The organism is Pseudomonas sp. 7-41, from assembly GCF_021233075.1.
In the GTDB taxonomy this organism is placed as follows: Bacteria; Pseudomonadota; Gammaproteobacteria; order Pseudomonadales; family Pseudomonadaceae; genus Aquipseudomonas; species Aquipseudomonas veronii.
In genome coordinates this window covers 1,798,609-1,821,846 of record NZ_CP089551.1, presented here as the reverse complement: position 1 = coordinate 1,821,846, position 23,238 = coordinate 1,798,609, and the positions used below count along the sequence as shown (strand labels likewise).

Annotated in this window: 19 protein-coding genes; 9 read left to right on the top strand and 10 right to left on the bottom strand. The window is 62.1% G+C overall.

All coding sequences use genetic code 11. The annotated features are described in order from the left end of the window. Positions 1–5: 5 nt before the first annotated feature. Together LQ249_RS08160 and LQ249_RS08155 are read left to right on the top strand one after the other, a co-directional pair. A complete protein-coding gene (locus LQ249_RS08160; protein WP_017844837.1) occupies positions 6–1,172 on the top strand; it encodes an MFS transporter in 1,167 nt (388 codons plus the stop codon). 27 nt (positions 1,173–1,199) lie between these two features. Continuing rightward, the gene (locus tag LQ249_RS08155; RefSeq protein WP_017844836.1) at positions 1,200–2,255 is read left to right on the top strand and encodes an alkene reductase; all 1,056 of its coding nucleotides are present in this window, start codon (positions 1,200–1,202) and stop codon (positions 2,253–2,255) included. A gap of 295 nt (positions 2,256–2,550) precedes the next feature. On the opposite strand, the gene LQ249_RS08150 is transcribed toward LQ249_RS08155, so the two are convergent. Beyond that, a complete protein-coding gene (locus LQ249_RS08150; protein ID WP_108526007.1) occupies positions 2,551–3,183 on the bottom strand; it encodes a TetR family transcriptional regulator in 633 nt (210 codons plus the stop codon). Positions 3,184–3,469: 286 nt separating this feature from the next. On the opposite strand from LQ249_RS08150, the gene LQ249_RS08145 reads away from it, so the two are divergent. The 7 genes from LQ249_RS08145 to LQ249_RS08115 all read left to right on the top strand — a co-directional run bounded on the left by LQ249_RS08145 (position 3,470) and on the right by LQ249_RS08115 (position 14,928). Next, the gene (locus tag LQ249_RS08145) at positions 3,470–4,618 is read left to right on the top strand and encodes an efflux RND transporter periplasmic adaptor subunit (RefSeq protein WP_232566347.1); all 1,149 of its coding nucleotides are present in this window, start codon (positions 3,470–3,472) and stop codon (positions 4,616–4,618) included. Positions 4,619–4,621: 3 nt separating this feature from the next. Beyond that, positions 4,622–7,783, top strand: coding sequence for an efflux RND transporter permease subunit (locus LQ249_RS08140; protein WP_057004746.1), 3,162 nt, complete (start codon positions 4,622–4,624; stop codon positions 7,781–7,783). Then, on the top strand, positions 7,780–9,237 hold the full coding sequence (gene adeC / locus LQ249_RS08135) for an AdeC/AdeK/OprM family multidrug efflux complex outer membrane factor (RefSeq protein WP_057004745.1): 1,458 nt from the start codon (positions 7,780–7,782) through the stop codon (positions 9,235–9,237). Before LQ249_RS08140 ends, adeC begins: the two co-directional genes overlap by 4 nt. A gap of 192 nt (positions 9,238–9,429) precedes the next feature. Next, on the top strand, positions 9,430–10,680 hold the full coding sequence (locus tag LQ249_RS08130; protein WP_169864469.1) for an OprD family porin: 1,251 nt from the start codon (positions 9,430–9,432) through the stop codon (positions 10,678–10,680). 91 nt (positions 10,681–10,771) lie between these two features. After that, entirely contained in the window at positions 10,772–12,313 is a 1,542-nt protein-coding gene (locus LQ249_RS08125; RefSeq protein ID WP_232566346.1) for a M91 family zinc metallopeptidase, read from the top strand. Between the two features lie 111 nt (positions 12,314–12,424). After that, positions 12,425–13,324, top strand: a complete 900-nt coding sequence (locus tag LQ249_RS08120; protein ID WP_046384422.1) for a polysaccharide deacetylase family protein — start codon at positions 12,425–12,427, stop codon at positions 13,322–13,324. A 137-nt stretch (positions 13,325–13,461) separates the two neighbouring features. Next, positions 13,462–14,928 carry a M91 family zinc metallopeptidase gene (locus tag LQ249_RS08115; protein ID WP_108525998.1) on the top strand — a complete coding sequence of 489 codons (1,467 nt, stop codon included), beginning with the start codon at positions 13,462–13,464 and terminating at the stop codon, positions 14,926–14,928. 88 nt (positions 14,929–15,016) lie between these two features. Here the strand turns inward: LQ249_RS08115 and pcaC are convergent, their stop codons facing one another. The 9 genes from pcaC to LQ249_RS08070 all read right to left on the bottom strand — a co-directional run bounded on the left by pcaC (position 15,017) and on the right by LQ249_RS08070 (position 23,208). Continuing rightward, a complete protein-coding gene (gene pcaC, locus LQ249_RS08110) occupies positions 15,017–15,409 on the bottom strand; it encodes a 4-carboxymuconolactone decarboxylase (RefSeq protein WP_017844824.1) in 393 nt (130 codons plus the stop codon). A gap of 10 nt (positions 15,410–15,419) precedes the next feature. Continuing rightward, a complete protein-coding gene (pcaD, locus tag LQ249_RS08105) occupies positions 15,420–16,211 on the bottom strand; it encodes a 3-oxoadipate enol-lactonase (protein WP_046384423.1) in 792 nt (263 codons plus the stop codon). Between the two features lie 10 nt (positions 16,212–16,221). Beyond that, positions 16,222–17,586: a 3-carboxy-cis,cis-muconate cycloisomerase gene (locus tag LQ249_RS08100; RefSeq protein ID WP_046384424.1), complete on the bottom strand. Its 1,365-nt coding sequence runs from the start codon at positions 17,584–17,586 to the stop codon at positions 16,222–16,224. A 10-nt stretch (positions 17,587–17,596) separates the two neighbouring features. Continuing rightward, a complete protein-coding gene (locus tag LQ249_RS08095) occupies positions 17,597–18,892 on the bottom strand; it encodes an MFS family transporter (protein WP_017844821.1) in 1,296 nt (431 codons plus the stop codon). 187 nt (positions 18,893–19,079) lie between these two features. Beyond that, entirely contained in the window at positions 19,080–19,646 is a 567-nt protein-coding gene (gene pcaG, locus LQ249_RS08090; protein WP_232566345.1) for a protocatechuate 3,4-dioxygenase subunit alpha, read from the bottom strand. 1 nt (position 19,647) lies between these two features. Further along, entirely contained in the window at positions 19,648–20,352 is a 705-nt protein-coding gene (gene pcaH / locus LQ249_RS08085) for a protocatechuate 3,4-dioxygenase subunit beta (RefSeq protein WP_017844819.1), read from the bottom strand. Between the two features lie 17 nt (positions 20,353–20,369). Then, on the bottom strand, positions 20,370–21,575 hold the full coding sequence (gene pcaF, locus LQ249_RS08080) for a 3-oxoadipyl-CoA thiolase (protein ID WP_169850589.1): 1,206 nt from the start codon (positions 21,573–21,575) through the stop codon (positions 20,370–20,372). Then, complete coding sequence (locus LQ249_RS08075; RefSeq protein ID WP_017844817.1) at positions 21,572–22,351, bottom strand: CoA-transferase subunit beta; 780 nt, start codon at positions 22,349–22,351, stop codon at positions 21,572–21,574. Before LQ249_RS08075 ends, pcaF begins: the two co-directional genes overlap by 4 nt. Further along, positions 22,351–23,208, bottom strand: coding sequence for a CoA transferase subunit A (locus tag LQ249_RS08070; protein WP_017844816.1), 858 nt, complete (start codon positions 23,206–23,208; stop codon positions 22,351–22,353). The genes LQ249_RS08075 and LQ249_RS08070 overlap by 1 nt, the downstream gene beginning before the upstream one ends. Positions 23,209–23,238: the final 30 nt, after the last annotated feature.

The window sequence follows — 23,238 nt, the reverse complement described above, 5'->3', positions numbered from 1 at the left end:
CGCACATGCCCCTCTCGCTCCTCATCCTCGCCCTGAGCGCCTTCGCCATCGGCACCACCGAGTTCGTCATCATGGGCTTGCTGCCCGATGTGGCGGCGGACTTGGGCGTGTCGATTCCCGGCGCCGGCTGGCTGGTGACCGGCTACGCTCTCGGCGTGGCCATCGGCGCGCCCTTCATGGCGCTGGCCACCGCCAGGCTGCCACGCAAGGCCGCGCTGGTCGCGTTGATGGGCATTTTCATTATCGGCAACCTGCTCTGCGCCCTGGCCAGCGACTACAACGTGCTGATGTTTGCCCGCGTGGTCACTGCGCTGTGCCACGGTGCGTTCTTCGGGATCGGTTCGGTGGTCGCCGCCAACCTGGTGCCGGCCAACAAGCGTGCGTCCGCCGTGGCCTTGATGTTCACCGGCCTGACCCTGGCCAACGTACTGGGCGTGCCCTTGGGTACGGCGCTGGGCCAGGAAGCCGGCTGGCGCTCGACCTTCTGGGCGGTGACCGTGATCGGCGTGATCGCGTTGATCGGCCTGATCCGCTTCCTGCCGGCCAAGCGCGATGAAGAAAAACTCGACATGCGCGCCGAACTGGCCGCCCTCAAGGGCGCCGGCATCTGGTTGTCGCTGACCATGACTGCGCTGTTCGCCGCGTCCATGTTCACCCTCTTCACGTATGTCGCGCCGCTGCTCGGCGACGTCACCGGCGTATCGCCCAAGGGCGTGACCTGGACCCTGCTGCTGATCGGCCTGGGTCTCACCGTGGGCAACATCATCGGCGGCAAGCTGGCGGACAAACGCCTGGCCGCCACCCTGATCGGCGTGTTCATCAGCATGGCGGTGGTCTCCACCGCGCTGACCTGGACCAGCATCGCGGTGATCCCGACCGAAATCACCTTGTTCCTCTGGGCCACCGCCTCGTTTGCCGCCGTGCCCGCGCTGCAGATCAACGTGGTGACCTTCGGCAAGGCCGCGCCGAACCTGGTGTCCACCTTGAACATCGGCGCCTTCAACATCGGCAATGCCCTCGGCGCCTGGGTCGGCGGCAGCGTGATTGCCCACGGTTTCGGCCTGACCAGCGTGCCCCTGGCCGCCGCGGCCCTGGCGATCCTCGCGCTGCTGGTGACCCTGATCACTTTCCGTCAGAGCGGCGATGCCGACCTGGCCCCTGCGACCAACTGATCAACTTAAAGAGAAGGGTGTTATCCCATGACGACTATTTTCGATCCGATCACACTGGGCGACCTGGAACTGTCGAACCGCATCATCATGGCGCCGCTGACCCGCTGCCGTGCCGACGCCGGTCGCGTGCCCAATGCGCTGATGGCCGAGTACTACGTACAACGCGCCTCCGCCGGGCTGATCCTCAGCGAAGCCACGTCCGTGACGCCGATGGGCGTGGGCTACCCGGACACCCCGGGCATCTGGTCCAACGATCAGGTACGTGGCTGGGCCAATGTGACCAAGGCCGTACATGCCGCGGGCGGCAAGATCTTCCTGCAACTGTGGCACGTCGGCCGGATCTCCCACCCTTCTTACCTGAACGGTGAAACCCCGGTGGCGCCGAGTGCGATCCAGCCTAAAGGCCACGTCAGCCTGGTCCGCCCGCTGGCCGACTACCCAACGCCTCGCGCCCTGGAAACCGCTGAAATCGCCGACATCGTCGACGCCTACCGCACCGGTGCCGAGAACGCCAAGGCCGCCGGTTTCGACGGCGTGGAAATCCACGGCGCCAACGGCTACCTGCTCGACCAGTTCCTGCAAAGCAGCACCAACCATCGCACCGACAACTACGGCGGCTCCCTGGAAAACCGCGCGCGCCTGCTGCTGGAAGTGACCGACGCCGCCATCGAAGTCTGGGGCGCCGGCCGCGTGGGCGTCCACCTGGCACCGCGCGCCGATTCCCACGACATGGGTGACGACAACCTGGCCGAAACCTTCACCTACGTCGCCCGCGAACTGGGCAAACGCGGCATCGCCTTTATCTGCTCGCGTGAAAAAGAAGGCGCTGACAGCCTCGGCCCGCAATTGAAAGAAGCCTTCGGCGGCGTGTACATCGCCAACGAACGCTTTACCAAGGACAGCGCCAACGCCTGGCTGGCCTCGGGCAAGGCGGATGCGGTGGCCTTTGGCGTGCCGTTCATTGCCAACCCGGACCTGCCGGCACGCTTGAAAGCCGATGCGCCGCTGAACCAGGCGCACCCGGAAACCTTCTATGCCAAGGGCCCGGTCGGTTACATCGACTACCCGACGCTGGCGCTGTGATGCGTTGAAACGAAAAAGCCCCGGCTCGCAAGAACCGGGGCTTTTTTTCGCCGATCGGGAAAACACCGCGGATCAAATGTGGGAGAGGGCTTGCTCCCTCCCACATTAGATCTCAGCGGTCCGGAGAAACATTCCTTCACAGCCTTGCAACAAAATCGCTACAAAATACTTAGGCGGCTATCTTTCAACCACCCGCCAGCCCGTATATAAAGTCATCCTACCAATAGTCAGCAGGACGATTGCCCGCCCTTAGGCTTTACTGTTGAAACAATTGGATGCAATTACATATTTTGACTTAATTGCGCAGGCTAGGGCTCAAGCGCAGCATGTCCAGCCCTGCATCGACCCAACGCTCAGCCTCCTGGTGCAGCTCAAAACTGTCCGGCACCAGCAGCCATTGGCCCAACAAGCCATTGATGTAGGCATGAATGCACACCGCTGCGCGCGTGGTGTCGAGGTTTTCCGGGAGTTGCCCGCGATGGACCGCGTTACGCAAGGTCAGGCTGATACGCAGGTTGCACTCCAGGCTGTGGGTCTGGCGTTGACGGCGCATGTCGCACATCTCATCGGTGAACTCGCACTTATGAATCAGGATTTCGTTGATGCGCCGGGTTTTCGGGTCCAGGACCACTTGATGGAACAGATGAATCAACAGCTTGCGCATACACCCCAGCGGGTCGACTTCATCCTCGCTTTCACTGGCCCTGGCCAGCTCGTCCAGGGGTTCGTGCAGGGTGTCGAGCAATGCCTGCAACAGGTCGGACTTATTGCTGAAGTGCCAATAGATGGCGCCTCGCGTTACCCCGGCCAGCGCGGCGATGTCCGCCAGTGTGGTCCGCGCTACACCCCGCTCATAAAAGGCCTGCTCAGCGGCGTCGAGAATCTGGCTGCGCGTTTCCTGAGCTTCCTCTTTGGTGCGACGGACCATGGCAATAAAACCTCAATCAAAACATGTGGGACTATCGGTAACGCTGCTTTAATAGGCGCTAACGAGCATCTGAATAATTGTGGGACGACACCGTCATGGGCGCCGAACGTACTAAAATCGAGGCTCGGGGCGGTGCTGTGTCAACACCGCGCGAAGCCTGTCAAGAGTTTACAAACAACCATGAACGTAAGTATATTGCGTAGCAAGCTACTTATCTACTCACAGCTTGTTTTTTACCCTTCCACCCTTCTTGTGCGCAATCTGCGCGCCTGACCCGAGGATCTTCATGCAACTTAAGCCAGCTGTTACCGCTCTGGTCACTGCCGTCGCCCTGGCATCGCTGCTCAGCGGATGTAAAAAGGAAGAGGCGGCTCCGCCCGCTCAAACTCCTCTGGTCGGCGTGGTCACCCTTCAACCGCAAGCCTTTACCCTGACGTCCGAGCTGCCAGGCCGCACCACCGCCTACCGCATCGCGGAAGTCCGTCCGCAGGTCAATGGCATCATCCTCAAGCGCCTGTTCAAGGAAGGCGGGGATGTAAAAGAAGGCCAGCAGCTTTATCAGATCGATCCGTCGGTCTATGACGCCACCCTGAAAAGCGCACAGGCCAGCCTGTCCCAGACCAAGTCGATCGCCGACCGCTACAAGCAGTTGGTCGATGAGCAAGCCGTCAGCCGTCAGGAATACGACACGGCCGTGGCCAACCGCATGACCGCCGAAGCCAATGTGCAAACCGCCCAGATCAACGTGCGCTACACCAAGGTGTTCGCGCCGATCTCCGGGCGTATCGGGCGTTCCTCGGTCACCGAAGGCGCGCTGGTCAGCAATGCCCAGGCCGATGCCATGGCGGTGATCCAGCAACTGGACCCGATCTACGTCGACGTCACGCAGTCTTCGGCTGAAATGCTGAAACTGCGCCGCGACCTGGAAAGCGGCCAACTGGAGAAAGCCGGCGCCAATGCCGCCAAGGTCAAGCTGACCCTGGAAGACGGCAGCAGCTATGGCCTGGACGGCAAACTGGAGTTCTCCGAAGTGTCGGTTGACCAGACCACCGGTTCGGTCACTCTGCGCGCCGTGTTCCCCAACCCTGACCACACCCTGCTGCCTGGCATGTTCGTACACGCCCAGTTGCAAGCCGGTGTGAACAGCAAGGCGATCCTGGCACCGCAGCAAGGCGTGACCCGAGACCTCAAGGGTATCCCGACGGCGTTGGTGGTCAACGCGGACAACAAAGTTGAGCAGCGCGTGCTGGTCGCCAACCGCACCGCCGGCGCTTACTGGCTGGTGGAAAAAGGCTTGAACGCCGGTGACCGTGTGATCACCGAAGGCTTGCAGTACGTCAAGCCGGGCGTCCAGGTCAAGGTCAAGGACGCCGACAACGCCCAGCCTGCCGGTACCGCCGCTCCTGCTGCCGCTGCTGCTGGCAAAGGGGAGTAATCCATGTCGAAATTTTTTATCGACCGTCCCATTTTCGCCTGGGTGATTGCCCTGGTGATCATGCTGGTCGGGGCACTGTCGATCCTGAAGTTGCCCATCAACCAGTACCCGGCGATTGCGCCGACCGCCATTGATATCCAGGTGACCTACCCAGGTGCATCCGCACAAACCGTGCAGGACACCGTGGTGCAGGTGATCGAACAACAGCTCAACGGTATCGACAACCTGCGTTATGTGTCATCGGACAGTAACTCCGACGGCAGCATGACCATCACCGTGACGTTCAACCAGGGTACCAACCCGGACATCGCCCAGGTCCAGGTGCAGAACAAACTGAACCTGGCGACCCCGCTGCTGCCGCAAGAAGTGCAGCAGCAGGGTATCCGCGTGACCAAGTCGGTGAAGAACTTCCTGATGGTGATCGGTCTGGTGTCGGAAGACGGCAGCATGACCAAGGACGACCTGTCCAACTACATCGTGTCCAACATCCAGGACCCGATTTCCCGTACTGCGGGTGTAGGTGACTTCCAGGTATTCGGTTCGCAGTACGCCATGCGTATCTGGCTCGATCCGGCCAAGCTGAACAACTATCAGTTGACCCCGGTAGACGTCAGCACCGCGATCTCGGCACAGAACGTACAAGTGGCCACCGGCCAATTGGGCGGCCTGCCTGCCCTGCCCGGCACCCAATTGAACGCGACCATCATCGGTAAGACCCGCCTGCAGACCACTGAGCAGTTCGGCAATATCCTGATGAAGGTCAACACCGACGGTTCACAGGTTCGCTTGAAGGACGTCGCGCGTATCGAGCTGGGCGGCCAGACCTACAGCATCAGCGCGCAGTTCAACGGCAACCCGGCGTCCGGTATGGCGATCAAGCTGGCCTCCGGCGCCAACGCCCTGGACACCGCCAAGGCCATCCGTGCCACGGTCGCGTCCCTGGAACCGTTCTTCCCGCCAGGCATGAAGGCGGTGGTGCCGTATGACACCACTCCAGTGGTGACCGAATCGATTTCCGGTGTGGTACACACCCTGGTCGAGGCGATCGTGCTGGTGTTCCTGGTGATGTTCCTGTTCCTGCAGAACTTCCGCGCCACCATCATCACCACCATGACTGTACCGGTGGTATTGCTGGGTACCTTCGGGATCCTGGCCGCGTTCGGCTTCACCATCAACACCCTGACCATGTTCGGCATGATCCTGGCCATCGGCTTGCTGGTGGACGACGCCATCGTCGTGGTGGAGAACGTCGAGCGGGTGATGGCCGAGGAGCACCTGTCGCCGAAAGAGGCGACGGTCAAGTCCATGGGCCAGATCCAGGGCGCCCTGGTGGGTATTGCCCTGGTGCTGTCGGCGGTACTGTTGCCGATGGCATTCTTCGGCGGCTCCACCGGTGTGATCTACAAACAGTTCTCCATCACCATCGTTTCGGCCATGGCGTTGTCGGTACTGGTTGCGCTGATCTTCACCCCGGCCTTGTGCGCCACCATGCTCAAGCCGATCGACCCCGAGACGCACGGCCAACCCAAGCGTGGTTTCTTCGGCTGGTTCAACCGCACCTTCGACCGTAGCGTACTGAGCTACGAGCGCGGCGTGGGGAACATGATCAGGCACAAGATTCCGGCGTTCCTCGTTTACGTGCTGATCTTTGCCGGCATGATCTGGTTGTTCATGCGGATCCCGGCAGCGTTCCTGCCCGACGAAGACCAGGGCGTGATCTTTGCCCAGGTGCAGACGCCGGTCGGCTCAACGGCCGAGCGCACGCAGAAAGTCATCGACGACATGCGTATCTTCCTGCTCAACGACAAGGAAGGCGAACCCGGCGAAGGCAAGGGCGTGAAATCGGTCTTTACCGTGAACGGCTTCAACTTCGCGGGGCGTGGTCAAAGCTCGGGCCTGGCATTCGTGATGCTCAAACCGTGGGATGAGCGTGACGCGTCCACCTCGGTGTTCGAGATCGCCAAGCGCGCCCAAGGTTACTTCATGCAGACGTTCCAGGACGCCATGGTGTTTGCCATCGTGCCACCGTCTGTACTGGAGTTGGGTAACGCGACCGGTTTCGACGTGTTCCTGCAGGACCAGGGTGGCGTCGGCCATGACAAGTTGATGGCTGCGCGCAACCAGTTCCTGGGCATGGCCGCCCAGAGCAAGATCCTCGCCGGTGTGCGCCCCAACGGCGTGAACGATGAGCCGCAGTACGAGCTCACCGTCGACGACGAGAAGGCCAGTGCCCAGGGCATTACGCTGTCGAGCATCAACCAGACCCTGGCGATTGCCTTGGGTGGCAGCTACGTCAACGACTTCATCGACCGTGGTCGAGTGAAGAAGGTGTACGTGCAGGGTGATGCCGCCAGCCGGATGTCCCCTGAAGACCTGAACAAATGGTTCGTGCGCAGCGACTCCGGGAAGATGGTGCCGTTGTCGGCCATCGCTTCGGGCAAATGGATCTACGGTTCGCCGAAACTCTCGCGCTATAACGGTGTGGCGGCGATGGAAATCCTCGGTACCCCGGCACCGGGCTACAGTACCGGTGAAGCCATGGCCGAAGTCGAACGCATCGCCAAGCAATTGCCGGCGGGTGTCGGCTACGCCTGGACGGGCCTGTCGTATGAAGAACGTCTGTCCGGCTCCCAGGCGCCTGCGCTGTACGCCTTGTCGCTGCTGGTGGTGTTCCTCTGCCTCGCGGCGCTGTACGAAAGCTGGTCGATTCCGATCGCGGTGGTACTCGTCGTGCCGCTGGGTGTGGTGGGTGCGTTGATCGCCACCAGCCTGCGTGGCTTGTCCAACGACGTGTTCTTCCAGGTGGGCTTGCTGGTGACGGTGGGCCTGGCGGCGAAGAACGCCATCCTGATCGTGGAATTCGCCAAAGAGCTTCACGAACAAGGCAAAGGCATTGTCGAGTCGGCGATCGAAGCGTCGCGCATGCGTCTGCGACCGATCATCATGACCTCCATGGCGTTCATCCTCGGCGTATTGCCGCTGGCGATCTCCTCGGGCGCCGGCTCAGGCAGCCAGCATGCGATCGGTACCGGCGTTATCGGCGGTATGATCACCGCCACGGTCCTGGCGATATTCTGGGTGCCCCTGTTCTTCGCAACCGTGTCCGCCATGGGCGAACGCAAAAAGACTGAACCCAAGCAAACTCCTAAAGAGGCTGGCCAATGAGCAAGTCGCTACTTTCCTTAGCCGTCACGGCATTCGTGCTCAGTGGCTGCTCGCTGATACCTGACTATCAGCGCCCCGAGGCGCCGGTGGCCGCGCAGTTCCCGCAGGGCCCGGCGTATTCGTCGGCCCAGGCTCCGAACCAGGCCGCCGCCGAACAGGGCTGGAAGCAGTTTTTCCATGACCCTGCCCTGCAACAGCTGATCCAGACCGCACTGGTGAACAACCGCGACCTGCGCGTCGCGGCCTTGAACATCGATGCTTACGCGGCGCAGTACAACATCCAGCGCGCCGACCTGTTCCCGGCCGTATCGGCCACTGGCAGCGGCAGCCGCCAGCGCGTACCGGCACGCTCGTCGCAAACCGGTAAAGCAGGCATCAGCAGTTCGTACTCGGCCACCCTGGGCATCAGCTCCTATGAGCTGGACCTGTTCGGCCGTGTCCGCAGCCTGAGCGAGGAAGCGCTGCAGAAATACTTCGCAACCGAAGAAGCGCGGCGCAGCACCCAGATCAGCCTGGTGGCCAGTGTGGCCACCGCCTACCTGACCTGGCAGGCCGACAAGGAATTGCTCAAGCTGACCCAGGAAACCCTGGGCGCATACGAGCAAAGCTACAAGCTGACCTCGCGCAGCAACGAAGTCGGCGTGTCCTCGGCCCTCGACCTGAGCCAAGCGCGCACCTCGGTGGAAAACGCCCGGGTGGCCCTGGCACGCTATACCCGCCAGGTGGCCCAGGACGAAAACAGCCTGACCCTGCTACTCGGCACCGGCCTGCCGGCGAATCTCGTCAGCAAGCCGCTGTCGGATAACCTGCTCAGCGAAGTGCCGACCGGGTTGCCATCGGACCTGTTGCAGCGTCGCCCCGACATCCTGCAGGCCGAGTACAACCTCAAGGCAGCCAACGCCAACATCGGCGCCGCCCGCGCGGCGTTCTTCCCGAGCATCAGCCTGACAGCCAACGCCGGGACCATGAGCCCGGACCTGGGCGGTCTGTTCAAAGGCGGCTCGGGCACCTGGTCGTTCGCCCCGCAGATCAACATCCCGATCTTCAACGCCGGCAGCCTGCGCGCCAGCCTGGACTACTCGAAGATCCAGAAAGAGATCAACGTGGCAAACTACGAGAAGGCCATCCAGACCGGCTTCCAGGAAGTTTCCGACGGCCTCGCCGCGCGTGAGACCTACAAGGAGCAGTTGGAGGCCCAGCGTGGTTTCGTCGCCGCCAACCAGGATTACTACCGCCTGGCCGAGCGTCGCTACCGCATTGGTGTCGACAGCAACCTGACGTTCCTCGACGCCCAGCGCCAGCTGTTCAGTGCCCAGCAATCGCTGATCACCGACCGCCTCGCGCAGTTGACCAGCGAGGTCAACCTGTACAAGGCCCTCGGCGGTGGCTGGAATGAACAGGCGGCGAGTAACCAGCCGCTGAAAGAAGAAGCGCCAAAGATGAAGTTGTTCTGATAGTCGCGCTGTAAACCAAACCGTTTCCCTCACCGGAAGCGGTTTTTTTATGCCTGAGCGGTACCCACCGCGCCCGGACAACTTGCGTTCGATCATCGCCCAAAACCCGCCCTCCCCCGATTGAACCACCCCCGCACTGCCCCGCACCATGGCCGCCACCTGCATAACCCCAATAACAACAGGTCCAATGCCATGAGCACTTTTCACCCTCGCCAGCTATTGCTGGCCACCGCAGTCGCCAGCCTCGCGTTTCCCGTCGTCGCCGAAGAACACGGTTTTATGGAGGACGCCAGCGCCAACCTCAACCTGCGCAATTTCTTCATCAACCGTAACTTCACCAACCCGACCAAAGCCCAGGGCGGCGCGCAGGAGTGGACGCAAAGTTTCATTCTCGACGCCAAGTCCGGCTTCACTCAGGGCACCGTGGGGTTTGGCGTGGATGTACTGGGGCTGTACTCGCTCAAGCTTGATGGCGGGCGCGGCACTGGCGGTTCACAGTTATTGCCGCTGGACCACGACGGCCGCCCCGCCGATGATTTCGGGCGCCTGGGTGTGGCGTTCAAGGCGCGGATTTCGAAGACCGAACTGAAGGTCGGCGAATGGATGCCGACGCTGCCGATCCTGCGCGCCGACGACGGCCGTTCCCTGCCGCAAACCCTGCGCGGCGGGCAGATCACCTCGAAGGAAATCGACGGCCTGACCCTCTACGGCGGCCAGTTCCGCGCCAACAGCCCGCGGGACGACAGCAGCATGTCGGACATGTCGATGTTCGGCAAAGCCGCCTTCACCTCCGACCGCTTCAACTTCCAGGGCGGCGAATACACGTTCAACGACAAACGCACCCAGGTCGGCCTGTGGAATGCCCAGCTCAAGGACATCTACCGCCAGCAGTTCGTCAACCTGGTCCATAGCCAACCCGTGGGCGACTGGACCCTGGGCGCCAACCTCGGGTTCTTCTACGGCAAGGACGACGGCAGCGCCCGCGCAGGCGAGCTGGACAACAAAACCTGGTCCGGCCTGTTTTCGGCCAAGTACGGCGGCAACACCTTCTACGTCGGCCTGCAAAAACTCACCGGCAACAGCGCCTGGATGCGCGTCAACGGCACCAGCGGCGGTACCCTGGCCAACGACAGTTACAACTCCAGCTACGACAACGCCCAGGAGAAATCCTGGCAAGTGCGGCACGACTATAACTTTGCCGCCCTCGGCGTACCGGGCCTGACCTTGATGAACCGCTATATCAGCGGCAGCAACGTGCATACCGGCACCATCACCGACGGCAAGGAGTGGGGCCGCGAAAGCGAATTGGGCTACACGCTGCAGAGCGGCGCCCTGAAAAACCTCACGCTGCGCTGGCGCAATTCCAGCATCCGCCGCGACTTCAGCAACAATGAGTTCGATGAAAACCGTTTGATCGTCAGCTACCCGATCAGTCTGCTGTAAAGCCGTATTACACCTTGGCGGGAACGATTTGCTGCGGGTGGTCACTGTTAAGCGCCAGAGCTGATACCTGGCGCTTAAACAAGGACCACACATGGATGTTTTCAACGGTAGTACCCGCCTTCTCCCACGCCTCCTCGATGGCGTACCGCCCTTACCTGCAGCGCGCCCAGTAGCAACGTTCGACACTGGTCACTACGGGCTGGCCAAACCTGCCCATTTGCAGTTCCTCCCAGGCACATCGATCCAGACCTATCTGCACCCGTTCCTGAATGACGGCAATCTAAAAGCCAGCGGACAGTCGATATGGGAGCGCGGCTATTCCTTCAGCCTGAACAACAGCCTGCTCCTGGAAACCGGCAACGACGCGGACCAGGTCCACATCAGCCAGGCTTCTGACGATCAGTTGAACATTCGCCTCAATGGCCGGTTGTATCGTTTTGCCAGCCACGATAACGATGGCAAACCGCTGACCCTGTACCTGAAGACCCACGGCGGCAATGACCACGTACACATCGATGCCAACGTCATGCAGCCCATCGTGATTGAAGCGGGGAACGGCAATGACCGAATCCAGGCCGGCGGTGGCGACACCCGCGTATTCGGCGGCAACGGTAACGACGTCGTGCGCCTTGGCAGCGGCCTTGGCTACGCAGAGGGCAATGACGGTGACGACCGGCTCATGGGCGGCAGCGGCGACAGCGTGCTCTATGGCAACAACGGCAATGACCGCCTCTATGCGGGCGCGGGATCGCGCCGAAAAGCCAGCTATCTGGATGGCGGCAACGGCAATGACCGGCTGTACGCCGGCTCCGGCCACACGGTGTTGCATGGAGGCACCGGGCACGATCGCTTGATCGGCCACGACCGAAGCACCTTCTACACCGGCGACGGTTACGACACCGTCATTGCCAATCGACCGGGCGACCGGATCTACGCCCAGCCCGGCGATTCGATCAACCCTCTCAATGGCTCGCTATTGACGGCCGTGTCTGCCCACGCCGGCCCAATCAAGGGGTTTGCGATCAAGGGATCTGCCGCGTTCATCCAACGGGTCGAAGACGATTTGGCGCTGTTACGCCACTCTCCCCAAGGCCAGCAGATGCTCGCAGAGATGGACGCGGCTGCCGATCGCAACGGCGCCCCGGTAACGATTGTGGAAGATCGGCAGGAGAACGGCAGCGGGTACATCTACGGCAGCCAGGAACTCCTGGCCCTGCTGCAGGACGAACGTGCGCCGGTAGTCGGCGACGATCCCAAGTGGGGGTTCATGGTCGACGGAGTACCCGGGTCTCGGGCTGACCGCGCGCACATTGAATACAACCGGTCCCAACTGAACCCCTCGGCGGGCACGACTCACCCGCCCATCATCGGGCTCTACCACGAAATGGCTCACGCCTATAACGCCGCCAACGGCACCGCCTTCACGGGTTCCACGCAGGAAGTATTCGAGGGGCAGGCGCACGAAGTGCCTAACAGTGAACGCCAGGCCGTCGGCCTTGAGAGCAGCGCAGCCGCCTTTGATTTTGACAACGACCCTGCCACGCCGGCCATCACCACCAACCCCAAGCCCTTCACTGAAAACGCTTTGAACGAGGAAATGGGTAGGCCACTGCGAGCGCAATACGTAGGTTAAACCAGATCGCGTTTGTCAGCCTTTAACCCCACGCCGAGCATCTTGCGGTATCGTGCGCGCCTGCCGCTGCTGACCCATCCAGCAGCGGGTTTTATTCGAGCCTGCGCACCCATGAAATCTTTCGCCATCGCATCCGCCTTGCTTGCCCTGGCCTTGAGCCTCAGCGGCTGCATCAGCGCGCCCATCACGCTGACGCCGCAGACCGAACAACGCCTGCAGGCCCAGGCGCCGATCCGTTTTCTGCTGACGTTCGATGACGGTCCCAGCGCCTCGGGGTACAACAACCCGACCCGCTCGGTGATGGCCGACCTGGCAAATAACCCGGTATTGCCGGGCATCAAGGCGGTGTTCTTTCTGCAGACCGAAGCCTCGCGCTCCGGCGGCAGTTCACGGGGCCGCAAGACCATGGAACGTGAGTTCGCGGCCGGGCATGTGCTGGCGTTCCACACGGCCACGGCCTTTCATACCAACCATCGCTGGTTGAGCGACGCCGAGCTTGAACGCACCCTCAGCCAGGGCGCTGCGGATATCGCCGCGATCACCGGCGTGTCGCCGACGCTGGTGCGCCCGCCCTTCTGGAACTACGACCGGCGCACCTTCGCCGCCTACCAGCGCCACGGCATGAAGGTGTTGTTGACCGACCTGAGCGCCAACGACGGCAAGATCTGGGGCTTCAACGCCAGCCCGCGCCGCCGCGAGAACCTGATCCGCCAGCTGTCGGTGGTACGCGAACGCATCGCCTTGGGGGAATTGCCGACAGTCGACGGCGTGATACCGGTGGTGGTGACCTTCCACGACATCAACCGCTACACCGCACGGCATCTGCAAGAGTACCTGCAGATCCTGATGGACAGCGCCCGGATCGACGGCCTGAAGACCGCCGCCGAGCCGTTCTACACCGATCACGCAGCACTGGAGCGGGCGGCATTGGCGCGTACCGTGAAACAAGCGAGTGAAGAAGTGCATCTGCCCGGGGTGTGGAATTGGGTGTGGGACGCCGATTCCAAGTGATGTGCGTTATCGGGCTGTGCGTTGTCTTTTTTCATACATGCTGTAATGAAGTAGTTATCGTCATGCGGGAACCCCTCCAACTTTTTCACCACTGATCGGCGGTAAATCACCGACGCTCACAAGAAAGAGTATTGACGATGCAAACCTCTTCCGTTGCGCCTAAAGCGCCCGAACCTAATGCCCTCCCCGGCGGATCGCCAGCTCCAGGCGCCACTGCACTCGTAAACAGCCCTCCCCCCCAGACCAGCAAGATTGTCAGTGACAAAAATGTCGATATCACACTGACAACCACGTCGTATCAGGGGGAAAGCGGGAAAAAAAATGTGACGATTCTAAAAATCGATACTGCCGATGGCGCGGACGACATTCACATCAGCAAAGGCGAACGCGGCCAACTCAATGCCGTGATAAATGGCAAAAGTTATTTACTGCCCGCTGCTAACAGCGATGCGACAGCGATAGCCATCAGGGCGAACAAAGGTGACGACACCGTTCGCATTGATCCTGATGTGATGGCTTACACCCTAATCCATGGAGGTGAAGGTAACGATCATATACAGACCGGAGGTGGTAAAAGCCAAGTTTACGGCGGCGCGGGTAATGACATCATCCAACTGGGCAGCGCAAGCAGTTACGCCGGCGGTGACGACGGCGATGACACCATGATGGGCGGCACAGGCAATAACACCATGTACGGCGGGAACGGTAACGACCGCATGTATGCGGGTTACGGTCCTGACAGCAAAACCAGCTACATGGACGGGGGAAACGATGACGACCTGATGCACGGCGGAAGCGGCCACAACATCATGCACGGCGGCAAAGGCGATGATCAGATAAACGCTTATGGCCGAAGCCATATCTACACGGGTAGAGGTCAAGACAGCGTCTATTCCAACTCAAGCGACGACGTTGTGTACGGTAAACGCAGCGATCACCTGGGATTGCCATTCGGATTCAAGTTTATCGAGACCGTGCCATTGCCCGAAAATGCAGGGCGCAAGGCGATTGATATCGAAGGTTCCCCGGCATTCAAGCAACGGGTTGAGGATGACCTGGAGTTTTACCGAGGCTCTCCCAACAGCCAGCACATGTTGAATGAACTGGACGCCGCCGCAGAGCGCAGCGGAGCCAAAGTCACGATAATGCAAGATATCACTGATACTCACATCGTCGTGCCGCCGGAGGGCGTTCCCCTGGAAGAATGGCAGGACCCCACGATCATCCGCGATGGGGTCCGTGGCGCGGGCACGACAGAATCGTTTGTGACCTATAACCCGGTCATCCCCAGAGAAGCCTCGGACGAGTCGCGTGTGTTTCTGCCGACCACCACGACCCTGTACCACGAACTGGGTCACGCTTATAACGCAGCCACAGGCAGCACATTTCTCGGCAATACGGAAATTATCCGCCCGGACGGCACACGCACCCAGGAGCCCAATGATGAACGCCAGGTCGTCGGCCTGGAAACTGCCAGTCCGCCCTTCGACTTTGACAACGACCCCGCAACCGCGCCAACCACGTCAAATCCTTACCCACTGACCGAAAACGCGTTACGAGAAGAAATGGGCCTGCCCCTGAGAAAAAGCTACGGCTCCCTGTGAGTCGACCTGACCGCTCAGCCCCGTGACGGTCAGCGACCGCTCCTCGACAACCTGTTGCCTCTCGCCAGGAGTGCAGTGCCGAGTCGCACTAAGCGCGCGACTCGACCCCCAATTCATCCCACACCGATTCGGCTAGATGAAACGTCGCATTCGCCGCCGGAATCCCGCAGTAGATCGCGCTTTGCATCAGCACTTCCTTGATCTCGGCACGGGTCACGCCATTGCTGGCGGCGGCGCGCAGGTGCAGTTTGAGTTCTTCGCCGCGGTTCATGCCGATCAGCATGGCGATGGTGATCAAACTGCGGGTGTGCCTGGGCAGGCCGGGGCGGGTCCAGATATCGCCCCAGGCGTGGCGGGTGATCATGTCCTGGAATTCGCTGTTGAACTCGGTCAAGGCATTCAGGCTGCGGTCGACATGCGCGTCGCCCAGCACTTCGCGGCGCACTTGCAGGCCGTCGGCGTAACGTTGTTTCTCGTCCACAAAAGACTCCTCAGCGGGCCAGCAGAAATTGAATGACCCGGTCGCTGAACGCGGCACCGGCTTGCACGTTGGACAGGTGGGCGGCGTAGAACTCGGCGTACTCGGCCCCCTGTACCTGGCGCTGGATAAAGTGGCTGCCGGCGGGCGGTGTGACAGCGTCTTCAGTGCCGGCGATCACCAGGGTCGGCACGTGGATCGCCGACAGTTGCTCGCTAAAGTCTGCATCGCGCACCGCTGCGCAATTGGCGGCGTAGCCCTGGGGCGAGGTGGCCGCGAGCATGTCGGTAATGCGCTTGGCCTGCTGCGGGTTGGCCGCCGCGAAATCGGCGGTGAACCAGCGCGCAATCGACGCGTCGCGCAGCGCCACCATCGCGGCCGCACCGTCGCGCAGGACCATCTCGATACGCGGGTTCCACACGTCTGATGTACCGATCTTGGCCGCAGTGTTGCACACCACCAGGCGCTGCAAACGATCCCCCGCGTGAATCCCCAGCCATTGGCCGATCAGCCCGCCCATGGACAGCCCGCAGAAATGCGCGCGCGGGATGTCCAGCGCGTCCAGCAGCGCAATCACGTCGCGGCCGAGTTGTTCGATGCTGTAGGGGCCTTCGGTCACCAGGGATTGGCCGTGGCCACGGGTATCGAAGCGCAGCACGCGAAAGTGCTCGGCAAAGGCCGGGACCTGGGTGTCCCACATATTCAGGTCGGTGCCCAGCGAATTGGACAGCACCAGCACCGGTGCATCGATGGGGCCATCCAGTTGGTAATGCAGTTCGCCCTCGGCGAGTTGTACAAAAGCCACAGCAATCTCCTCAGGCAGTCAGTGCAAAGTGTTCGGTTACAGCGCGGCTGACCCAGGTTTGGGCCTGGCCCAGGTAGTGCGCCGGGTCGAGCAGGCGGTCCAGGTCTGTCGCCGACAACTCGGCGGTAATGAGCGGCTCATCGGCGAGGACGGCGCGCAGATGGCGTTGTTCGGCCACCGCGCGTTTGCAGCACTGCTCCAGCAGGTGGTGCGCGGTGTCGCGGCCCAGGCGCTGCGCGAGCACGATGCTGACGGCTTCGGCCAGCACCAGGCCCTGGGTCAGGTCGAGGTTGCGCGCCATGCGCTCGGGGTCGACTTCCAGCCCTGCGCTCACCAGCAGCGCCTGTTGCAATGCGCCAGAGACCAAGCGGCAAATCTCCGGCAGGGTTTCCCATTCGGCATGCCACAGGCCCAGGCTGCGTTCGTGTTCCTGGGGCATGGCGCTGAACAGCGTCGCCACCAGGCCAGGCACGCGGGTCGCAGCGCTGATCAGCACGGCGGCGCCCACCGGGTTGCGTTTGTGCGGCATGGTCGACGAGCCGCCTTTGCCGGGCGCCGCCGGCTCGAATACTTCCGCCGCCTCGGTCTGCATCAGCAGGCTGATATCGCGGCCCAGCTTGCCAAGGCTGCCGGCGATCAGACCCAACACGCTGGCGAACTCCACCAGGCGATCACGCTGGGTATGCCAGGGTTGCTCGGGCAAGGTCAGTTGCAACTGCGCCGCCAACGCTTGGGCAACGGGCATTGCCTGTTCGCCAAGCGCAGCCAACGTGCCGGAGGCGCCGCCGAATTGCAGCACCAGCAAGCGCGGTTTCAGCTCGATCAAGCGCTGGCGGCTGCGGGTCACCGCGCCCAACCAACCGGCGATTTTCATGCCCAGGGTGACCGGCGTGGCATGCTGCAACCACGTCCGCCCGGCCAACGGTACAGCCGCATACCGCTGGGCCTGGGCTGCCAGAATATCGCCGAGGCGAGCCAGGTCGGCTTCGATCAACGCCAGCGCGCGCCGCAGTTGCAGGACCAGGCCGGTGTCCATCACATCCTGGCTGGTCGCGCCCAAATGCACATAGCGTTCGGCACTCGGGTCTTCACCGGCCACCCACTTGCCCAGCGCCTTCACCAGCGGAATCGCCGAATTGCCCGCCGAGGCAATCGCCACACCGAGGGCGTCGACGTCATACAGCGACGCCAGGCACGCCTGGGCAATCGGCGCGACGGCCGCCTGCGGGATCAACCCGACCTGGGCCTCGGCCCGTGCCAGTGCGGCTTCGAAATCCAGCATGCCCTGCAGGCGCCCCTGGTCGCAGAACACCTCGGCCATGCTCTCAGCGCTGAAGTAAGCGTCGAACAGTTGGTTGCTCGTGCGCAGCGTCATAACGCCTCCTTTATAAATCGTGATGCAGGTACGCCGCCTGTTTCGGCAGGCGCAGGCTGAACAGGAAAGCCACCGCCATCATGCCGGTGACGTACCAATAAAAGGTGTTCTCCATGCCCAAGGATTTCAAACCCAAGGCCACGTATTCCGCCGACCCGCCGAAGATTGCGTTGGCCACCGCATAAGCCAGGCCCACACCCAGAGCGCGCACCTGGGGCGGGAACATTTCCGCTTTCACCAGGCCGCTGATGGAGGTGTAGAAACTGACAATGGCCAACGCCAGCGTGATCAGCACAAACGCCAGGAACGGACTGCTGACGGTTTTCAGGCTGAGCAGGATCGGCACCGTAAACAAGGTACCCAGCGCGCCGAACCACAGCATCGAATTACGGCGACCGATCTTGTCGGCCAGCATGCCGAACAGCGGCTGCATGCACATATAAAGGAACAGCGCGCCGGTCATGATGTAGCTGGCGGTCTTGGCGTGCATCCCGGCGGTGTTCACCAGGTACTTCTGCATGTAGGTGGTGAACGTGTAGAAAATCAGCGAGCCACCGGCGGTATAGCCGAGCACGGTGATAAAGGCCGCTTTATGGTCACGGAACAGCGCGGCGATGCTGCCGGCGTCCTTGTCTTCGCGCATTTCCTTGCTGGTGGTTTCTTTCAGGCTGCGACGCAGCAGCAGGGAGATCACCGCCGCGATGGCGCCGATCACGAACGGAATCCGCCAGCCCCAGGCGCGCAGTTCGTCTTCGCTGAGGATCTGTTGCAGGACCACCACCACCGACACCGCCAGCAGTTGCCCGCCGATCAGGGTCACGTACTGGAAGGAGGCGAAGAACCCACGCTGGCCCTTGAGCGCGACTTCACTCATGTAGGTCGCGGTGGTGCCGTATTCGCCGCCCACCGACAAGCCCTGGAACAGCCGCGCCACCAGCAGTAACGCCGGGGCCCAGGCGCCGATGTCTTTGTAGGTGGGCAGGAAGGCGATGACCAGGGAACCGGCGCACATCATCAGCACCGAGATCATCATCGAGTTTTTGCGCCCGTGCTTATCGGCCACCCGGCCAAACAGCCAGCCGCCGATGGGCCGCATCAAGAACCCGGCGGCGAACACGCCGGCGGTGTTGAGCAGTTGCACCGTGGGGTCGTCCGAGGGGAAAAACGCCGGGGCGAAGTAAATGGCGCAGAAGGCGTAGACGTAGAAGTCGAACCATTCGACGAGGTTGCCGGAGGATGCCCCGACAATCGCAAAAATCCGTTTGCTGCGCTCTTCTCCGGTGTAGTGACTGGTTGTTGTTGTCATGTTTTTTTCACTCAGTGGGAACGGTTATAGCCTAGACACACTTTGCAACAACCATGTTCCGCTTGTAGACATTTACATAGGTGTTGCCTGAAATGGCCTCATCGGGGGCAAGCCCCCTCCCACACTTGAATGTATTCACACATCAAAGGTGGGAGGGGGCTTGCCCCCGATAGGTTCTCAAGCCAACTCAGTAATCAAAGAACACCGTTTCCTTATCTGTCCCCTGCAACACCACATTCCACTGATGCACACCGTCCGCATCCGGCTTGGCAATCAAGGTACTGCGCCGCTCTGTGGGCACGCGCGCGAGCAACGGGTCATCCGCATTCAGCACCTCACCGTCAAAATAAATCCGCGTAAGCAAGTGTTTCACCAGGCCACGGGCAAATACCAGCACCACCAGGTGCGGCGCCTGGGTCGTGCCCGCCAGCCCCGGCACGCTGCCCGGCTTGACGGTGGTAAAGCGGAAGCGCCCTTCAGCATCCACCGGCACCCGGCCGAAGCCTTCGAAGTTCGGGTCCAGCGCTTTGTCCTGGTCGTCCTCCGGGTGGTCGTACTTGCCGGCGGCATTGGCCTGCCAGACTTCCAGCATGGCGTCGTTGACGACATCACCGTTGCCATCCACCACTTGCCCGCTGATCGCCACGCGTTCGCCGAGGGTCGCGGCGTTGGCCAGGGCTTCGCGGTTCAGCCAGGTCAGGCCGATGTGGTAATACGGCCCGACGGTGTGGGACGTAGTCGCGTAAAGGCTCATCTCATTTCTCCATCGGCGTGGCGTCGCGGCCGCGCAGGACGATGTCCCAGCGGTAGCCGAGGGCATAGGAAGGAATGGTTTTTTCCAGGTCGAACGTGGCGATCAGGCGTTGCTTGGCCGAGGTGTCCGGTACGCAGTTGTAGATCGGGTCGTACTCGAGCAGCGGGTCGCCGGGGAAATACATCTGCGTGACCAGGCGCGTCAGCACGCTCGGGCCGAACAGCGAAAAATGGATATGCGCCGGGCGCCACGCATTGTGGTGGTTGCCCCACGGGTAGGCGCCGGGCTTGATGGTCTGGAACTGGTACCAGCCCTCGGCGTCGGTGACGGTACGCCCGGTGCCGGTGAAGTTCGGGTCGAGCGGCGCGTCGTGCAGATCGCGCGCGTGGTTGTAGCGGCCGGCCGCGTTGGCCTGCCAGATCTCCACGAGGATGCCCGGCACCGGCAGACCGTTTTCATCGAGTACGCGCCCGTGAACGATGATGCGCTCGCCCTGCGGCTCGCCGTCGTGCTGCGCAGTCAGGTCGTTGTCCTTCTCGTTGATGCGCTCGGCGCCGATGGTCGGGCCGGTGATTTCCGACAGGGAATGGGGCAGGAACACCAACGGCTGAGACGGCGAACGCAGGTTCGTCGACTGGTAGGCCGGGTGCAGGTAATCAGGTTGAGTGCCCGCTTGCGGGCGCCGGTAACCGGGCTTGTCACTCATGGGGCGGTCCTCTCTTATTAGATGCGTTCAATCGCCAGCGCCAGGCCCTGACCCACTCCAACACACATGGTCGCCAGACCTTTGCGGCCGCCGGTTTTTTCAAGTTGATGCAGAGCCGTCAGCACCAGTCGCGCACCGCTCATGCCCAGAGGATGGCCGAGGGCGATGGCGCCGCCGTTCGGGTTGACCTGGGGCGCATCGTCGGCGATGCCCAATTCACGCAACACCGCCAGGCCCTGGCTGGCGAAGGCTTCGTTGAGTTCGATCACATCGAAATCGGTGACGGCCAGGCCCAGGCGTTCCACCAGCTTGCGAACCGCCGGCACCGGGCCGATGCCCATCACCCGTGGCGCGACACCGGCGCTGGCCATGCCCAACACTCGGGCACGGGCGGTCAGGCCATGTTTTTTCACGGCCTCGGCAGACGCAAGAATCAGCGCCGCCGCCCCGTCGTTCACACCCGACGCATTGCCGGCGGTGACGGTCTTGTCCGGGCCGTTGACCGGTTTGAGTCGGGCCAGGGTTTCCAGGGTGGTGTCGGCCCGTGGATGCTCATCGTGTTCCACCACGGTTTCGCCTTTTTTATGGGCGACCCGCACCGGCACGATTTCTTCGGCGAAGAACCCGGCGGCCTGGGCGGCGGCGGTGCGTTGCTGGCTGCGCAGGGCGAAGGCGTCCTGGTCGGCGCGGGACACATGGTAGTCGTCGGCGACGTTATCGGCGGTCTGCGGCATCGCATCCACGCCGTACTGGGCCTTCATCAGCGGGTTGATGAAGCGCCAGCCGATGGTGGTGTCTTCGAGCTTCATATTGCGCGAAAACGCCGTGTCAGCCTTGCCCATCACGAACGGCGCGCGGGACATCGACTCGACGCCGCCGGCAATCGCCAATTCCATTTCACCGCTGGCAATCGCACGAAAGGCGGTGCCGATCGCGTCCATGCCCGAAGCGCACAAACGGTTGAGGGTCACGCCGGGAATGCTCGAAGGCAGGCCCGCCAGCAACAGCGCCATGCGCGCGACGTTGCGGTTGTCTTCACCGGCCTGGTTGGCGCAGCCGAGGAACACTTCATCGACTGCGTGCCAATCCACGCTAGGGTTGCGTTCGATCAGCGCCTTGATCGGCAGTGCCGCCAGGTCGTCGGCGCGCACCGTGGACAGGCCACCGCCGAAACGGCCGATGGGGGTACGAATTGCATCGCAGATAAATACGTCGCGCATCAGGCTTCTCCGGGTGCTTGGCCGTGGGCGGCCGCTGTGCGGGCTTCGAGATCACGCAGGGCGGTCAGCTCGACTGCCGTCGGTTCCGCGGTGGTGCTGACCTGATCGGCAAAGCGAATCGCCCAGCCGGTGGCCGCGACCACTTGCTCACGGGTCACGCCGGGGTGCAGCGCGGTGACCACGAACTCATGGCTGCCCTCTTCCGGCTCCATGATGCACAGGTCGGTAATAATCCCGACAGGGCCGGCGCCGGGCAGGCCCAGGCGCTTGCGTGAATCGCCGCCCTCGCCGTGGCCGACGGAGGTGATGAAGTCCAGCTTGTCGACAAACGAACGCGCCGACTGCTTGAGAATGATCAGCACGCTCTTGGCCGAGCCGGCAATCTCCGGCGCGCCACCGGCACCCGGCAGGCGCACTTTGGGCTGGTGATAATCGCCGACCACGGTGGTGTTGATATTGCCGAAACGGTCGACCTGGGCCGCGCCGAGAAAACCGACGTCGATGCGCCCGCCCTGCAGCCAGTAGCGAAAGATCTCACCGGTGGGGACGACAGTGTCGGCAGTCTCCGCCAACTCGCCGTCACCAATGGACAGCGGCAATACGCTGGGCTTGGCGCCAATCGGGCCGGACTCGTAGATCAGCACCACATCCGGCGAGGACGTCAGGCGCGCCAGGTTGGCCGCCTTGGACGGCAGGCCGATGCCGACAAAACACACCGAATCATTCTTCAGGCGGCGTGCAGCGGCGACGGTCATCATTTCATTGGTCGAGTAAGCCATTACTTGGCCTCCTGCGCGGCGGCCAGCTTGGCCTGGAATTCACTGAAATCGGCAGTGCCGTGGATGTATTCGTCGATCCAGGCGGTAAACGTCCCACGGTCGCGAGCGATCGGGTCCCAGGCCTGGTAGAAACGGTTATCGCGTTGGTTATAGCCATGGGCATAGGACGGATGCGCGCCACCAGGCACATGGCACACCGCCGTCAGCGCCCAGGTCGGCAGCACGCAGCTGTTCATCGGCGCGTTGAGGTCGTCGACGATTTCTTCGACGGTGACGATGCAACGCTTGGCGGCCAGCGCCGCTTCCTTCTGTACGCCAAGAATGCCCCAGAGCAGCACATTGCCCTTGCGGTCGGCCTTTTGCGCGTGGATCACGCTGACGTCCGGACGTACCGACGGCACCGCCGCCAGCACTTCGCCGGTGAATGGGCAGGTGACGGTCTTGATCAGCGGGTTGACCTTGGGCAGATCGGAACCAGCGTAGGCACGCAACACCGCGAACGGCAGGCCGGAAGCACCGGCGACGTAGGCATTGGCCAGGTCGGCGTGGCTGTGTTCCTCAATCTCCAGGGGTTGCGGCCAGTGTTTCTCGACCGCATCACGCAGGCGATGCAGGGAACCCACGCCAGGGTTGCCGCCCCAGGAAAAAATCAACTTGCGGGCGCAGCCGGCGCCGATCAACTGGTCGTAGATCAGGTCAGGCGTCATACGTACCAGCGTCAGGTCTTTCTTGCCCTGACGAATGATTTCATGACCCGCCGCCGTAGGGATCAGGTGGGTAAAGCCTTCCAGTGCGACAGTATCGCCGTCGTTCACAAATCGCTTCACCGCGTCACGCAGCGCAAGAATTTCAGCCATGGGTTCGGGCTCCCGGTGTGGATCGAAAAA

Excerpts from the sequence above, each read along its gene's own strand:
- LQ249_RS08160 (WP_017844837.1), top strand. The coding sequence starts at position 6 with ATGCCCCTCTCGCTCCTCATCCTCGCCCTGAGCGCCTTCGCCATCGGC.
- LQ249_RS08155 (WP_017844836.1), top strand. The coding sequence starts at position 1,200 with ATGACGACTATTTTCGATCCGATCACACTGGGCGACCTGGAACTGTCG.
- LQ249_RS08150 (WP_108526007.1), bottom strand. The coding sequence starts at position 3,183 with ATGGTCCGTCGCACCAAAGAGGAAGCTCAGGAAACGCGCAGCCAGATT.
- LQ249_RS08145 (WP_232566347.1), top strand. The coding sequence starts at position 3,470 with ATGCAACTTAAGCCAGCTGTTACCGCTCTGGTCACTGCCGTCGCCCTG.
- LQ249_RS08140 (WP_057004746.1), top strand. The coding sequence starts at position 4,622 with ATGTCGAAATTTTTTATCGACCGTCCCATTTTCGCCTGGGTGATTGCC.
- adeC (WP_057004745.1), top strand. The coding sequence starts at position 7,780 with ATGAGCAAGTCGCTACTTTCCTTAGCCGTCACGGCATTCGTGCTCAGT.
- LQ249_RS08130 (WP_169864469.1), top strand. The coding sequence starts at position 9,430 with ATGAGCACTTTTCACCCTCGCCAGCTATTGCTGGCCACCGCAGTCGCC.
- LQ249_RS08125 (WP_232566346.1), top strand. The coding sequence starts at position 10,772 with ATGGATGTTTTCAACGGTAGTACCCGCCTTCTCCCACGCCTCCTCGAT.
- LQ249_RS08120 (WP_046384422.1), top strand. The coding sequence starts at position 12,425 with ATGAAATCTTTCGCCATCGCATCCGCCTTGCTTGCCCTGGCCTTGAGC.
- LQ249_RS08115 (WP_108525998.1), top strand. The coding sequence starts at position 13,462 with ATGCAAACCTCTTCCGTTGCGCCTAAAGCGCCCGAACCTAATGCCCTC.
- LQ249_RS08100 (WP_046384424.1), bottom strand. The coding sequence starts at position 17,586 with ATGACGCTGCGCACGAGCAACCAACTGTTCGACGCTTACTTCAGCGCT.
- LQ249_RS08095 (WP_017844821.1), bottom strand. The coding sequence starts at position 18,892 with ATGACAACAACAACCAGTCACTACACCGGAGAAGAGCGCAGCAAACGG.
- pcaG (WP_232566345.1), bottom strand. The coding sequence starts at position 19,646 with ATGAGCCTTTACGCGACTACGTCCCACACCGTCGGGCCGTATTACCAC.
- pcaH (WP_017844819.1), bottom strand. The coding sequence starts at position 20,352 with ATGAGTGACAAGCCCGGTTACCGGCGCCCGCAAGCGGGCACTCAACCT.
- LQ249_RS08075 (WP_017844817.1), bottom strand. The coding sequence starts at position 22,351 with ATGGCTTACTCGACCAATGAAATGATGACCGTCGCCGCTGCACGCCGC.
- LQ249_RS08070 (WP_017844816.1), bottom strand. The coding sequence starts at position 23,208 with ATGGCTGAAATTCTTGCGCTGCGTGACGCGGTGAAGCGATTTGTGAAC.